This is a genomic window from Demequina oxidasica, assembly GCF_000975115.1.
In the GTDB taxonomy this organism is placed as follows: Bacteria; Actinomycetota; Actinomycetes; order Actinomycetales; family Demequinaceae; genus Demequina; species Demequina oxidasica.
In genome coordinates this window covers 1,004,644-1,017,294 of the sequence record NZ_BBRE01000001.1, presented here as the reverse complement: position 1 = coordinate 1,017,294, position 12,651 = coordinate 1,004,644, and the positions used below count along the sequence as shown (strand labels likewise).

Here is a 12,651-nt window from a genome sequence, read left to right as displayed (position 1 = left end):
AGTGTGCGATCTAGGGTGCGGACGTAGAGGGCTAGGCGGGGGTGCCCTCTAGTACCCGAGGCGCGGCGTGCGTGTCCTCGAGGGGATCGGCGTCGGCATTTGGATTGCCCTTGCCCTCCGGCAACATCAGCCCAATGAGTGTGGCGAGGACCAGGAAGCCTGCCCCCACCCATATCGCGGGGATCGCGGCATCGGTGTAGCCCGTGGGCGTGAACTCGCCGCCCGCACCGGTGAAGACCGCGGCCAGAATTGCGATGCCTAGCGCCACTCCAACCTCGCGGATCGTGGAGTTGGTTCCGGATGCCTTGGCCTGGTCCTCGCCTCGCATATTGGCGAGCACTGCCGTTGACGATGGCGCGAACACCAGCCCCATTCCGATTCCGGCGAGTACAAAGCCGGGCACCATTGTCGAGTACGCGACGTCCGGACTCATGACGACCGCGAGCCAGGCCAGGCCGGCGGCTTGGAAGGCGGTGCCGGCGACAATGAGGATGCGGGTGCCCACTCGCGGTGCGATGATTCCGCTCAGCGGAGCAACAATCAGCGGCATGAGGGTCCACGGCATGGTCATTACTCCCGCCTCGAGCGGCGACTTGCCCTGCACCACCTGCATGAACTGGATCAGGATAAAGACCGCACCAAAGATGCCGATGCTGAACGTGAGGCCCACGCCATTTGCCGCAGAGAAACTGCGGTCGCGGAACAGTGCGAGGGGCAAAAGCGGATCGCGGGTGCGCGACTCGAAGGCGACAAAGGCGATGAGCAGTATGGCGCCGCCGACCAGTCCGGCGAGTACCTGAGGGCTAGTCCATCCTGCGTCGTTGCCGCGAACAATCCCGAACACTACCCCGAACACTCCGACGCCCGCGAGCAACATTCCCACGACGTCAATGCGCTGGCGACGCCCATCGGCCCCGAGCCGCCCCTTGCTCTCTTCGAGGGCCCAGTAGGCGAACGGAATGGCAAGGATGCCGATCGGCACGTTGAGCCAGAAGATGGCGTGCCAGGTGAGACCCTCGACCACCGCGCCCCCGATCAGCGGGCCAAGTGCGACCCCGAGTCCGGCCACGCCGCCCCAGATGCCGATTGCAAGGTTGCGCTTGGCGGCCGGAACTGCGCCGGCAAGGAGGGCGAGTGACAGGGGCATCACTGCGGCGCCTCCGGCACCCTGGAGTGCGCGAGCCGCGATCAGTAGTTCAGGGGTGGTGGCGAGCGCGCACAATGCCGATGCTACGGAGAACAGCGCGATTCCCGCCACGAAGACGCGGCGACGGCCAAAGCGGTCGCCGAGGGCGACGGCCATCAGGATCATGCTCGCGAACGACAGCGAGTAGGCGTTGATGACCCACTGGAGTTGCTCGATGCTGGCGTCGATGTCCTGCTTGATGACGGGGAGAGCGTTGGTGACGACGAGGTTGTCGAGCGTGGCCATGAACATCGGCAGCGAGGCCGCAACGATGATCAGGCCCAGAGGCTTGCGGGAGGTGGGACTCATTCTTGATCCTTTGTGACTATCCAGCTGTCTGAGTATCAACCCGAGGGGGCCGACGCGATGGTCGATCAACCCTCGCGGTGGTAATCAGTTGATTACAACTAATGATCACCGTAGTAATAACTTGATAACCTGTCAACATGGACATGGCCAAGAACTCTGCGAACGCACCCACGCGGCTCAGTAGCGAGGACCGGCGCGAACAGATTCTGCAGGCCGCCTCGGTGGTGTTCGCCGAGCGGGGTTACGCCGGCGGAACGACCGATGCCGTGGCGAAGCAAGCGGGTATCTCGCAGGCCTACGTGGTGCGCATGTTCGGTTCCAAAGAGCAGTTGTTCGTCGAGGTCGCCAAGCGCGCTGCGGATCGGGTCGCCGCGGGATTCGGAGCGGCAATTGCCGAGTTCGATGGCGATGAGACGGCGCCTGAGAAGCAAGCCATCCTGGGTAAGGTTTACGCACAACTGGTAGCGGATCGTGGAATTCTGTTGGTGTTGATGCACCTCTTCACGATGGGCCATGACCCGACCTTTGGCCCTAGCTCGCGGGAGTGCTTCCTACGCATCTATCGGATGGCGCGCGACGATGCAGGGATGGGCCCAGGCGAGGCGACCAAGTTCATGGCGCAAGGAATGCTCGTGAACACGCTCCTCGCGATGCGCATCCCTGACGTGCTGGACGAGCAGCCCGATGCCGCGGAGCTCTTCAACTACTGCACCGGGGCCCAGACAGACGGCATCCTAGAAATGTACTGGCGGCCGTCGGGCGAATAGCCCCTTTCAGTACTACGCCTTGAGCGATGGCGCTGCGTACTATTCCTGACGCGAGGCGGGCCGAACACCGGCGTGTCCACCTCGTCGCGCACGGCCAAGTGCGCATGGGCGTCAGGAACGGTTCGAAGTGGCTGTTCCTCACCCCGCCACGAGACCTTCCCTATCGAGGGAGGCGGATTGCCACCGTCGTGCCGCTTCCTTTGCCGGAATTGACGGTGAGGGTGCCGCCGTGGGCCTCAACAATCGCCGAGGTGATGGCCAGTCCGAGGCCGGCTCCGCCGGTCGCGCGGGTTCGCGAGTGGTCGCCACGCACAAACCGTTCCGTCGCACGGGCCGCGACGGACGGCGCCATGCCGGGCCCGTCGTCGGAGACCTCGAGTACGGCGCCGCCATCGATTGCCGTCACTGTCACCGTGACATTGCTACCGCCATGTTCCGCAGCGTTGGCCACCACATTGATGAGTGCTTGGCGGAGCTTGTCCGAATCTCCGGACGCGTGCACGCTGCCGGAAGCATCGAGGAGGAAGGTGTTGTCGGGATGTGCCGTCGACGCGTCAGCCACCACCTCGCGAGCAAGCCCCTCGAGGTCGACATCCACCCGGGTGAGAGCTGGCTCTGCGTCGTACTTCGCGAGTTCCAGCATGTCCTCCACGAGGCGACGCATGCGGCCGGCCTCGGCCTCAGTGCGAGACCAGGCGTCCGTGGCATCGGCCTTCTTGCTCAGCGCGCCGCGGCGGTACAACTCGGAGTAACCCAGGATCGTGGTGATGGGAGTACGCAACTCGTGGGAAGCATCGGCGACAAACTCGCGCAACCGCGCCTCGGAGCGTTCGCGCTCGGCCAGCGAGGCGGTCAGGGTGCCGATCATGGCGTTGAGGCTGTCCGCGAGCTGAGCGGTCTCCGCCGAGCCTCCGGCGCCGTCGAGGCGCACGTCCAGGTCTCCCTCGGCAATTTGGGAGGAGGCGTCAACCATGCGACGCATGGGTGCGATGCCCAGGCGGATGACCCACCACGCGACCAGGCCAAGGCCCGCGAGCATGGCGGCAATGCCGATGGTCTCGATCAGGACCAAACGCTGAGTGGCGGAGGTCACGTCAGCGAGAGACAACGCCGTGATGTCCCAGCCGCGCGGGGTGGCTCGGGCATAGACGCGGAAGTCGTCACCCCCGGCGGTCGAGGGCGCGTTGAGGTAGGCGTTGCCTTGCGCGGGGAGGTCGTCGACGTCCAGGACAGGCGCCCCGGAATCCTCGTCGCCCACGTTCGGCGCGAAGAAGACGGTCACTTCGCCAGAGGGGTCAACCCAGGCGCGCAGCACGTCGGAGGGACGCGAGTTCTCGTCGCCGGGGCCTCCAGTGGGCAACTGTGGGCGTTGATCCTGGTTTCCGCCGACGGGGGCCGCCCCCGCGAACGAGGCAAGACGCTCGTCTAGTTGGCGCACCAGAAAATTGTGGGTGGTCGCGGTTACGACGAATGCGACGACTACGGCGATGGCGGCGATGGCCGAGAAGCCGATCAGCACACGGGTGCGCAACGAAAGCCGTGCCGGTGTGCTGGTGCCGGGAAACGTCATGAGGTCCTCAGCGTGTAGCCGACGCCGCGGATGGTGTGGATGAGCGTCGGCTCGACGCGATCGACCTTGCGCCGTAGGTAGCCGATGTAGGTCTCGACCACCCCGGCATCGTCATCCGGCGCGTAGCCCCAGACATTTTCAAGTAACTGGCCCCGGCTCATCACACGCCCCACGTTCTGCATGAGGTAGCGCAGCAGGTTGTACTCGGTGGGTGACAGCGACACCTCGACGCCGCCACGGGACACACGGTGAGATACGTCATCGAGTTCGAGGTCCGCGACCTTATAGACGTCCGAGGCGCTGGGCTCGCGTTCCACTCGGCGTGACACGGCCTCGACGCGAGCGACGAGCTCGTCGAGCGCGAAAGGCTTCTGCACGTAGTCGTCGGCGCCAATGGTGAGGCCTTCGACCTTGTCCTTGGCACTGTCACGCGCGGTGAGGAAGATGATGGGCGTGCGGTCGCCGGCTTCGCGCAGGCGCTTACACATCGCGAAGCCGTCGACGTTGGGCATCATGACGTCGAGCACGATGAGGTCCGGTTTGCCGTCGCGGACTGCCTTGAGTCCCTCGGCCCCGTCGGAGGCGGCGGACACCTCGTAGCCCTCATAGCGGAGGGCTGCAACGAGCATTGTCCGGAGGTTGTCTTCGTCGTCTACAACGAGTATGTGGCGTGGTGACATGACCCCAGTTTCACACTGTCGGCTGAGGATTTGCTGAGAATCCGCCCACAAGGCGCTCAGACTCTGTTCCCGATTAACTCTGCGGGCGCTCTCAGTCAGTTCCCAGGTAGTCGCGGTGTCATGGATACATCACCAGCTTTCGGCGCTCGCCAAAGCGCCGCAGTCACTACCGAAAAGGAACTCCATGTCAGCCTTTGCCTTCATCGCAGCGGACCTCGTCGCCATTCTTATCCTGGTGTTCGGCCTCTACTTTCCCCGTCATCGGCGCCGCGACATGCTCGTCGCGTTCCTCTCCATCAACGTAGGCGTCATGGGCGTCACGTACGCGATGTCGACCTCGGACCTGTCGCTCGGATTCGGGCTCGGCATCTTCGCCGTGCTGTCGATCATTCGACTGCGGTCCACAGAGATGGGCCACGCCGAGATCGCGTACTACTTCACGGCGATCGCCATCGGGCTGTTGGGAGGGTTCCCCTCCGTTTCGCCTGCCATCAGCTTCACCCTCATGGGCGTGCTGCTCACCGTGATCGCCATTGGCGACCACCCCAAGCTGTTTGGCAACACACGCCAGCAGATGATGGTGCTCGACCAGGCCTTCACCGATGAAGACAAGGCACGCGACCTGCTGTCCACGATGCTCCACGCAACTATTCACCGTGTGGAGATCCGCAAGGTTGACCTCGTCACGGACACCACGATCTGTGATGTGCGGTTCACGCGGCTGCCAAGGGTCGCAAGCGCGCCCCCGGCCGATGCTGGCTTGAGTCAGGCCAGAGTCGTCACCCGGGATGCAGTGACGGTAGGCGCACGATGACCGCCGTCGTCGCGAGTTCGGCTTGGACGTCCACGGTTGCGGGGCTCGACTCCATCTCGCTCGAGTCGCTCAACGAGCAGGCCGCCCTGCAGACCCGCGTGGACCGCAAGTACATCGTCCCCGTGGACGAGTGGGCCACCGTGTTTGCGTCGCTAGAGCAGGAGTTCAGGGTGCTCGAGGAGGACGGCCGCCGCGGCTTTGGCTACGAGTCCGACTACTTCGACACCGCCGACTTTGCCGCGTACTATGACGCCGCACGCCGCCGTCCCCGTCGCTACAAGGTACGGACTCGTCACTACTTGGACTCCGGCCTCAGTGCTATTGAGGTCAAGCTGCGCAGCGCGCGCGGCGAGACCGTCAAGCACCGCGAGTGGCTTCCGCAGGAGGCCGCACGCAGCGCGGCACTGACGTTCGAGTCGCGGGTGTTCGTGGGCTCGTTTGACCAGATCGGTCACGACGTCGACCGTCTCACCCGCGTGCTCACCACGTCCTACGAACGCACCACGCTGACCGGCGAGGATGCCCGCATCACCGTCGACAGCGCAGTGAGCGCGACCGACGCAGACGGCACCCAGACGGGCTTTGGCGACGCGCTCATCGTCGAGACCAAGTCCGCGTCGCGGGCCGGCTCGGTCGACCGCGCACTGTGGGCGCACGGTATCCGTCCCTCACGCGTCAGCAAGTACTGCACCTCACTCGCGGCCCTGCGCCCCGAGCTTCCCTCCAACCGGTGGGCGCGAACTCTGCGCCGCCACATTACCGATGCTCCGGCCGCCACGGCCGCGCTCTAGAAACGGAAACTCTCATGAAGAACCCTGTATTAGTCTTTGCGGGCCTGGCTGTGACTGGCGCGCTCGTGCTCACCGGATGCTCCACTGAACCGGAAGACACGACCGCTGGCGGTGCCATCACGAGCACGTCCGTCCAGGACGTTGCCGACACCTCGACCAACTCTGGGGACACGACTTCGACTAATGGCGAAGTCCAGTACGACGACCTAGACATCAAAGAGATGGACACCGCGGTGGATGGTGCCGCCGCCGTCAACGTGACGCTCGCGGACGGCGCGTCCTCGAGCGACTCGGGGGTGAGCGTCGACGGCGACACTGTCACCATCACCTCCGGTGGAACCTACAACCTGAGCGGCTCCCTGACCGCCGGCAGCATCGTGGTCGACGCTCCCGACGAGGACGTCACCGTCATTCTCGACGGAGTGGACGTCACCGCCGCCGGCGTCGGTGCGTTCAACGTGGTGGACGCCAAGAACGTGGTGGTCTACCTCGCCGACGGCTCCGAGAACTCGCTGTCCGACGCAGATGGTGCGGCAGTCGACGAGAGCGACGACGACGCCCCGAACGCGGCCGTGTACTCAACAGCAGACCTGTGGTTCGCGGGGACTGGCTCGTTGAGTGTGTCCGGTGTCAATGACGGCATCACCTCCAAGGACTCGCTCGTGATCACCGCTGGCACAATCTCGGTGACTGCCGGAGACGACGGTGTGCGCGGCAAGGATCACTTGGTGATTCGCGATGGCTCGCTGACGGTAGACGCGGGCGGCGACGCCCTCAAATCCGACAATGAGGGTAAGAGCGACGACCCCGCGGCAGTCGTAGGCGTGATCTGGATCGAAGGAGGCACCATTGACCTGAAGGCCGGCTCCGACGCGGCCGATGCCGCTCGCCAGGTCACCATCAACGGCGGCGACCTCAACATTGCGGCCGGCGACGACGGGTTACATTCCGATGGTGTCCTGCGCATCGACGGCGGCTCCGTGAATATCTCCGAGAGCTACGAGGGCGTCGAGGGTGCCTACATGTACCTCTCCGGTGGCGACGTCGTGGTGGTCGCCACCGACGATGGCATCAACGTGGCCGGCGGGACTGACTCGACGGCTGATGTCACGACCAATACCACTCCGGATACCCCCGCCGATGCTGCGAGCGCCGGCCTAGCGCCTGCAGGCGATATGCCTGGTGGCGGCGACATGCCTGTCAACGGTATGCGCCCAGAGGGAATGCCGGAGCGAGGCGCCATGCCTGGCGACGGCACGCGCTCGGAACGACCCGGCGGTGACTCGGAACTTCCTGGCGAGGCGGGACCGGCTATGAGCGGATCCAACTCGGGCGACCCGCATGCCGCAGTCACAGTAGCGACGGACCTGAGCGCAGTCACCGTGACCGCGCTCGAGGACGGTGGCTTTGGTGGGCCAGCCGAGGGTGACAACGGAGACCGCTTCCTCGAGATCAGCGGCGGCACCTACGTCATCGATACCCAGAGCGACGGCATCGACGTCAACGGCTCGATGACGATGACCGGCGGCACCGTGGTGGTCACGAGCACCTCAGACAACAGCCAGGGAGCCCTTGACGTCGACGACACGTTCACCATCACTGGCGGAGCGCTCGCCGCGAATGGTGCAGCTGGGATGGCGGTAGGCCCCGAGGCTGGCGCCCAGGGCTCGCTGGGGATCATCTTCAGCTCGGCTCTTCCTGCCGAGACGGTCATCACCATCACGGACAGTTCGGGCGCCGACGTGGGCTCGTTCACCACTACCGAGGTGTCGCAGTCGCTCGTCTTCTCCTCCGATCAGATCATTGCGGGAACCGACTACAGCGTCACTGTTGGCGGCAGCGTGACTGGCGACAGCATCGGCGGACTGACGGTTGACGGCTCAGTCTCCGGCGGCGACGCCGTCGGCACCATCACTGCCGAGTAATGCCGTGACTGGCCAATAGGACGTGGAGCGTCGGCCGCACCCCGCGGCCGGCGTTCCTCCAAAAAGTGGCCACCGAAGGGTTCCGTATCCTGCCAGAGCGGAGGTCTTCGGTGGTCGCGCTCGTCTTCGGATAGCCCCCACCCGCGCGCCCGCGGCGGTTGCGCACCTGTCACTCGTAGGCTGGCATGCATGCCAGTGAATCCGAGCCGTCGGGCACGTTTGTCGCGAAAGCGTGCGCGCCGCGTCGCCGCCGCGGACAACGACCTCACCTCGGCCCAGTGGGTACAGATCCTGGACGCCTGGGGTGGCTGTGCGTACTGCGGGGCGGGGCCCACGGAAGCGGCGGTGCTTCAGCGAGACTGCGTACTACCCATCTCCCGCGGTGGTCGCTACACCGTGGACAACGTGGTGCCCGCGTGCCGCTCGTGCAACGCGAGCAAGTGCAACGAGGAAGTGACGCACTGGTTGCGTCGCAAGCGCCTCGACGAGCGCGCGTTCCTCGTGAAGTTCTACGAAGTCAACGCTCAATTGCGCACACCGGCCCTCGTGACCGCCAGCGAATCTGTATCCGGGCCTACCCCGTAGACGCTCGCACCCCCGCGCTCCACCGCGGTGTCTGATTTCCGCTAGCGCCTAACCCGGTGGGCAGGGCACAGTGGTGTCATGACCACCGCGCCGCTGGACTTCGACACCTGCTATGCGGCCGTGTCCTCACTCGATAAGCGCTTTGACGGCCAGTTCATCACCGCAGTGCGCTCCACCGGAATCTACTGCCGACCCAGTTGCCCGGCGCGCACACCAAAGGCCGGCAACTGCACGTTCTACCGCACGTCGGCCGCAGCGCATGCGGCCGGTTACCGGGCCTGCAAGCGCTGCCTGCCGGAGGCGGTCCCCGGTAGCTCCGAGTGGAACATCCGCGAGGATGTGGCCGCACGCGCTATGCGGCTGATCGCCGATGGGACAGTGGACCGGGAGGGTGTCACTGGGCTGGCCACCAGGCTGGGTTATTCCGAGCGGCAACTCGGCCGCATCCTCACCGACGAACTCGGGGCCGGACCGCTGCAACTGGCCCGCGCTCAGCGCGCACAGAACGCGCGGCAACTGCTCGTGTCGACCACGATGCCGGCGAGTGAGGTCGCTTTTGCCGCGGGCTTCGCGAGCATCCGCCAGTTCAACGACACCGTCGGCGAGGTATTTGGCATGACACCCACGGAACTGCGCGGCCGGGCCCGCCTCAGCGAGCAGCCAACCGCCGGCAACGTCCGCACCCTAAATCGCCCGCCAACCGGCACGATCACGCTCAAGCTCCGCACGCGTGAGCCATTTAATGGTGCGGACGTAGTGAGGTGGTTGGCAAGGCGCGCAGTCGCGGGACTCGAACTTGTCGAGCACGACGAGCGCGGCGTCGCGTACACCCGCGCGGTGCGGCTGACACGTGGGGCCGCGGTCATGACGGTGCGAGCAGAGCCGGCCGCCGTCAAGCTCACCGCCTCCCTCGAGCACCTCGACGACCTCCCGTCCCTCATCGCCCGCACCCGCAGGCTGTTCGACCTTGACGCCGACCCACTCGCGATCGATGAGGCCCTGGCGCGCGATTCGCGACTCGCGCCATCGGTCGCGGCCCACCCCGGTACCAGGATCCCCGGATCCATGGGAACCACCGAGATGGCTGTGCGCGCGATCGTCGGCCAGCAGGTCTCGGTGGCCGCGGCCCGTACCGCCACGGAGCGGCTGGTGGAGCAGTTGGGCGAGCCGCTGCCCGCCGCCCTCGCCGACAGCCGCGTCGGCGTCCTCTTTCCAGCTCCCGAAGCACTCGCAGAGTCCGCGGCCGACGTCTTGACCGGGCCGCTTGCCCGTCGCGAGACGGTGACCCGCACGGCAGGGGCCATCGCCGATGGCTCGCTTCCCCTCGACGTCTCCCAGACCCGCGCGGACCTGACCGGAGCGCTGGAGGCGTTGCGCGGCATCGGCCCGTGGACGTCGAATTACCTCGCCCTGCGATTGCTCGGCAGTCCCGACGTCCTCCTCACCGGCGACTCCGCGGTGCGCGCTGGCGCCGCTGCACTGGGGTTGCCGTCAAAGCCAAACGCGCTCGCCGATTCCGGGGCGGCGTTCGCCCCCTGGCGCAGCTACCTGATGACTCACCTGTGGCGCGCCGCGTCACTCCAGCGGAAGGAACTCTGATGCACTCGTACGAGATTGTCGAAACTCCCGACGGGCCATTCACGGTCATTGAACGTGCCGATGGAATGGTGGTGGCCGCAGGCTGGTCGGCCGACCAGGCAGCCGTCGCAACCCGCGCCAAGATCGAGCCGGAAGATTTAACCGCCCAGGCCGTAGCATCGGCCGATGCCGTGAGGGCCTGGTACGCCGGCGACACGAGCGCTCTGGTCCGGATTGGCGTCGAACAGGCGGGCACCGAGTTTCAGTCACGCGTGTGGGCGGCGCTGCGAGAGATACCTGCGGGCGAGGTGCGCTTGTACGGAGAGTTGGCTGCGGACCTCGGCAGCCCGGGTGCCAGCCGCGCGGTGGGGGCCGCCTGTGGGCGCAACGCGGTCGCGCTGTTCGTGCCATGTCACCGGGTGGTGGGGGCGAGCGGCAAGATGACCGGATTCGCGTGGGGCGTCGACGTCAAGCAATCACTTCTCGCGCGCGAGGGATCCGTCTTATAGTCAGAGAAGAGCGGCCCGTTGCGCCGCCACAAGCGCGAGACGGGGGTCAAGAGAGATGCAGGTACAGAGCAGGTTCGTTCCGCAGCGGGACATGGCCGTGATTGGCCGGGAGGTCTTTCAGCCTGAGCTAGAAGGCTTCATCCGCTGGGCCTTCACCGAGATATTTGACCGCCTCGCCGACGCCGGATATCGGACCAACGGCACCACGCGCGACGAACCAACGTACGTTGTCTTTCATGGCCCGGTGACGCCGGATCAGAGTGCGCTCGTGGAGGTATGTGTTCCATTCGTGGGCAACGTCGAGGATCAGGGCGAAATCACCACCAAGACCGAGCCGGAACACCACGAGGCCTACCTGACGGTGACCAAGGCCGGGCTCGACTTTCCCGCGATCCTGGAGTCGTACGATGCCGTGGCGGCCTGGGTCAACGAGCACGGCGAGATGCTGGAGGAGTTGCCGAGTCGCGAGGTCTACGTCACCGAGGTTCCGCAGGCTGGTCCGGACGATGAGGTGTGCGACATCACGTTCCCTTACCGGCCGGCGGACTAAAAGTCGGGCTTTGGGGGTTGCTTCCTCTAATAGGCTCGATCCAACGCACCACCGCGAACTCTCGAGGAGCAACCATGACTGACGCCAAGCACCCCACGATCACCCGCGACGCGAACGGCGCTCCCGCCGTTGACTTCGCCGGCGCCGAGCAGGTCGAGGGCCTGGCCGTCGTCGTCCTTGAGTCCGGTACAGGGGACGCTGTCATCGAGGGCCAGTCCATCACGGTCCATTACACGGGCTGGCTGTGGGACGGCAACAAGTTCGACTCCTCGTGGGACCGCGGCGAGCCCATCTCGTTCGGCATCGCGCGCGGGTCGCTCATCGATGGCTGGGTGGAGGGCATCGTCGGACAGCCCGTCGGCTCCAAACTACTGCTCGTGGTGCCCCCAGAGTTGGGCTACGGCTTCAGCGACATGGGTCCCATCCCCGCGGGATCGACGCTGGTCTTCGCAGTCGACGTCCTCGCCGCCACTTAGCGGCCGGCGACCAGCAGGCTCGCGAACGCCTGGGCGGCCGGCGCGGCATCGAGCGGCACGCTCAGGAACACCTCCCGGTAGCTCGCGGGCTTAGTGCGCGCGGTCACGATGCCGGGAACGGCCGGGCTGGCGCCGAGTGCCATGCTGGGCAAGATCGCGACGCCCAGGCCCTCGGCGATGAGCTTTTGCACCGTGACGTAGTCCTCCGTAACGAAGGCCACGTCGGGGCTGAAGCCAGCATCGGCCGCGTGGGCGGTGAGGTGAGCGCGGCAACGCGAGCAGCCGGAGATCCACCGCTCGCCGGCCAGTTCGGCGATGTCCACGCGTTTGCGCTTGGCCTGCTCGTGCGAGTCCGGCAGCACCACGAGGTACTCGTCGCGGTCGAGCGGGCGAACCGGCACGTCGGTGGGCGGTGGTGTGGCGTTGTCCGCAAAGCCAATGACGAGGTCCGCATCCCCGGCACGCATGAGGGCGAGGGCATCGTCAGTCTCGGTCTCGACCAGGCCCACCTCGATGCCCGGATACGTGCGTGCGAACTGTGCGAGTGGCCCAGGAAGCACCCCCGCGCAGTACGACTGGAAGGCCGCGATTCGTAGTCGTCCTACGTTCAGATCCGCGTGCCGGTGAAGCGTGCGCTCGGCGCCCTCAAGGCTCGCGGCGATCACGTTGGCGTGTTCGAGTAGCGCTTCACCCGCGGAGGTGAGCTTGGTGAACCGGCCGACTCGCCTGGTAAGCGGCACACCCGCCCGGCGTTCGAGTGCGTTGAGGTGGTGCGCGACGGTAGGCTCACTCAGTCCCATGGCGCGCGCTGCGGCGGCCTTGGAGCCGTGGCGGGCAACCTCGCGGAGGATGAGAAGGCGCTCTACGTCGATCATGAGACCATCATGCCATCGAGGTCTAGGTGTTGACAA

At 65.9% G+C, this 12,651-nt stretch carries 13 protein-coding genes; 9 read left to right on the top strand and 4 right to left on the bottom strand.

The genetic code is table 11. The features are described from left to right. Positions 1 to 31: 31 nt before the first annotated feature. The gene (locus tag AOP77_RS04715; RefSeq protein ID WP_062209988.1) at positions 32 to 1,495 is read right to left on the bottom strand and encodes an MFS transporter; all 1,464 of its coding nucleotides are present in this window, start codon (positions 1,493 to 1,495) and stop codon (positions 32 to 34) included. 137 nt (positions 1,496 to 1,632) lie between these two features. On the opposite strand from AOP77_RS04715, the gene AOP77_RS04710 reads away from it, so the two are divergent. Further along, positions 1,633 to 2,262: a TetR/AcrR family transcriptional regulator gene (locus tag AOP77_RS04710; protein WP_062209984.1), complete on the top strand. Its 630-nt coding sequence runs from the start codon at positions 1,633 to 1,635 to the stop codon at positions 2,260 to 2,262. A gap of 160 nt (positions 2,263 to 2,422) precedes the next feature. Here AOP77_RS04710 and AOP77_RS04705 read toward each other — a convergent pair whose 3' ends face one another. Next, positions 2,423 to 3,832: a sensor histidine kinase gene (locus AOP77_RS04705; protein WP_062209981.1), complete on the bottom strand. Its 1,410-nt coding sequence runs from the start codon at positions 3,830 to 3,832 to the stop codon at positions 2,423 to 2,425. Next, the gene (locus AOP77_RS04700; protein ID WP_062209978.1) at positions 3,829 to 4,512 is read right to left on the bottom strand and encodes a response regulator transcription factor; all 684 of its coding nucleotides are present in this window, start codon (positions 4,510 to 4,512) and stop codon (positions 3,829 to 3,831) included. Before AOP77_RS04700 ends, AOP77_RS04705 begins: the two co-directional genes overlap by 4 nt. Before the next feature lie 184 nt (positions 4,513 to 4,696). On the opposite strand from AOP77_RS04700, the gene AOP77_RS04695 reads away from it, so the two are divergent. From AOP77_RS04695 to AOP77_RS04660, 8 genes are all read left to right on the top strand, one after another. Then, positions 4,697 to 5,326 (top strand): DUF4956 domain-containing protein, encoded by a 630-nt coding sequence (locus AOP77_RS04695; RefSeq protein WP_084622308.1) that lies wholly within the window; start codon positions 4,697 to 4,699, stop codon positions 5,324 to 5,326. Continuing rightward, positions 5,323 to 6,117, top strand: a complete 795-nt coding sequence (locus AOP77_RS04690) for a polyphosphate polymerase domain-containing protein (RefSeq protein ID WP_062209975.1) — start codon at positions 5,323 to 5,325, stop codon at positions 6,115 to 6,117. The genes AOP77_RS04695 and AOP77_RS04690 overlap by 4 nt, the downstream gene beginning before the upstream one ends. A 14-nt stretch (positions 6,118 to 6,131) precedes the next feature. Then, positions 6,132 to 8,042 (top strand): carbohydrate-binding domain-containing protein, encoded by a 1,911-nt coding sequence (locus tag AOP77_RS04685; protein ID WP_062209968.1) that lies wholly within the window; start codon positions 6,132 to 6,134, stop codon positions 8,040 to 8,042. Positions 8,043 to 8,231: 189 nt separating this feature from the next. Beyond that, positions 8,232 to 8,627 (top strand): HNH endonuclease, encoded by a 396-nt coding sequence (locus AOP77_RS04680; protein ID WP_062209963.1) that lies wholly within the window; start codon positions 8,232 to 8,234, stop codon positions 8,625 to 8,627. 78 nt (positions 8,628 to 8,705) lie between these two features. Beyond that, the gene (locus AOP77_RS04675) at positions 8,706 to 10,226 is read left to right on the top strand and encodes an AlkA N-terminal domain-containing protein (protein WP_062209960.1); all 1,521 of its coding nucleotides are present in this window, start codon (positions 8,706 to 8,708) and stop codon (positions 10,224 to 10,226) included. Continuing rightward, entirely contained in the window at positions 10,226 to 10,714 is a 489-nt protein-coding gene (locus AOP77_RS04670; RefSeq protein WP_062209958.1) for a methylated-DNA--[protein]-cysteine S-methyltransferase, read from the top strand. Before AOP77_RS04675 ends, AOP77_RS04670 begins: the two co-directional genes overlap by 1 nt. Positions 10,715 to 10,769: 55 nt before the next feature. After that, positions 10,770 to 11,264 (top strand): GyrI-like domain-containing protein, encoded by a 495-nt coding sequence (locus tag AOP77_RS04665; RefSeq protein WP_084622306.1) that lies wholly within the window; start codon positions 10,770 to 10,772, stop codon positions 11,262 to 11,264. A 74-nt stretch (positions 11,265 to 11,338) separates the two neighbouring features. Beyond that, positions 11,339 to 11,740: an FKBP-type peptidyl-prolyl cis-trans isomerase gene (locus tag AOP77_RS04660; RefSeq protein WP_062209952.1), complete on the top strand. Its 402-nt coding sequence runs from the start codon at positions 11,339 to 11,341 to the stop codon at positions 11,738 to 11,740. Here the strand turns inward: AOP77_RS04660 and AOP77_RS04655 are convergent. Then, the gene (locus AOP77_RS04655; protein WP_062209949.1) at positions 11,737 to 12,615 is read right to left on the bottom strand and encodes a LysR family transcriptional regulator; all 879 of its coding nucleotides are present in this window, start codon (positions 12,613 to 12,615) and stop codon (positions 11,737 to 11,739) included. The genes AOP77_RS04660 and AOP77_RS04655 overlap by 4 nt on opposite strands. Between the last annotated feature and the right edge of the window lie 36 nt (positions 12,616 to 12,651).

What these genes read in the sequence shown, in the direction of transcription:
- AOP77_RS04715 (WP_062209988.1), bottom strand. Translation starts at nt 1,495, where the DNA reads ATGAGTCCCACCTCCCGCAAGCCTCTGGGCCTGATCATCGTTGCGGCC.
- AOP77_RS04710 (WP_062209984.1), top strand. Translation starts at nt 1,633, where the DNA reads ATGGACATGGCCAAGAACTCTGCGAACGCACCCACGCGGCTCAGTAGC.
- AOP77_RS04705 (WP_062209981.1), bottom strand. Translation starts at nt 3,832, where the DNA reads ATGACGTTTCCCGGCACCAGCACACCGGCACGGCTTTCGTTGCGCACC.
- AOP77_RS04700 (WP_062209978.1), bottom strand. Translation starts at nt 4,512, where the DNA reads ATGTCACCACGCCACATACTCGTTGTAGACGACGAAGACAACCTCCGG.
- AOP77_RS04695 (WP_084622308.1), top strand. Translation starts at nt 4,697, where the DNA reads ATGTCAGCCTTTGCCTTCATCGCAGCGGACCTCGTCGCCATTCTTATC.
- AOP77_RS04690 (WP_062209975.1), top strand. Translation starts at nt 5,323, where the DNA reads ATGACCGCCGTCGTCGCGAGTTCGGCTTGGACGTCCACGGTTGCGGGG.
- AOP77_RS04685 (WP_062209968.1), top strand. Translation starts at nt 6,132, where the DNA reads ATGAAGAACCCTGTATTAGTCTTTGCGGGCCTGGCTGTGACTGGCGCG.
- AOP77_RS04680 (WP_062209963.1), top strand. Translation starts at nt 8,232, where the DNA reads ATGCCAGTGAATCCGAGCCGTCGGGCACGTTTGTCGCGAAAGCGTGCG.
- AOP77_RS04675 (WP_062209960.1), top strand. Translation starts at nt 8,706, where the DNA reads ATGACCACCGCGCCGCTGGACTTCGACACCTGCTATGCGGCCGTGTCC.
- AOP77_RS04670 (WP_062209958.1), top strand. Translation starts at nt 10,226, where the DNA reads ATGCACTCGTACGAGATTGTCGAAACTCCCGACGGGCCATTCACGGTC.
- AOP77_RS04665 (WP_084622306.1), top strand. Translation starts at nt 10,770, where the DNA reads ATGCAGGTACAGAGCAGGTTCGTTCCGCAGCGGGACATGGCCGTGATT.
- AOP77_RS04660 (WP_062209952.1), top strand. Translation starts at nt 11,339, where the DNA reads ATGACTGACGCCAAGCACCCCACGATCACCCGCGACGCGAACGGCGCT.
- AOP77_RS04655 (WP_062209949.1), bottom strand. Translation starts at nt 12,615, where the DNA reads ATGATCGACGTAGAGCGCCTTCTCATCCTCCGCGAGGTTGCCCGCCAC.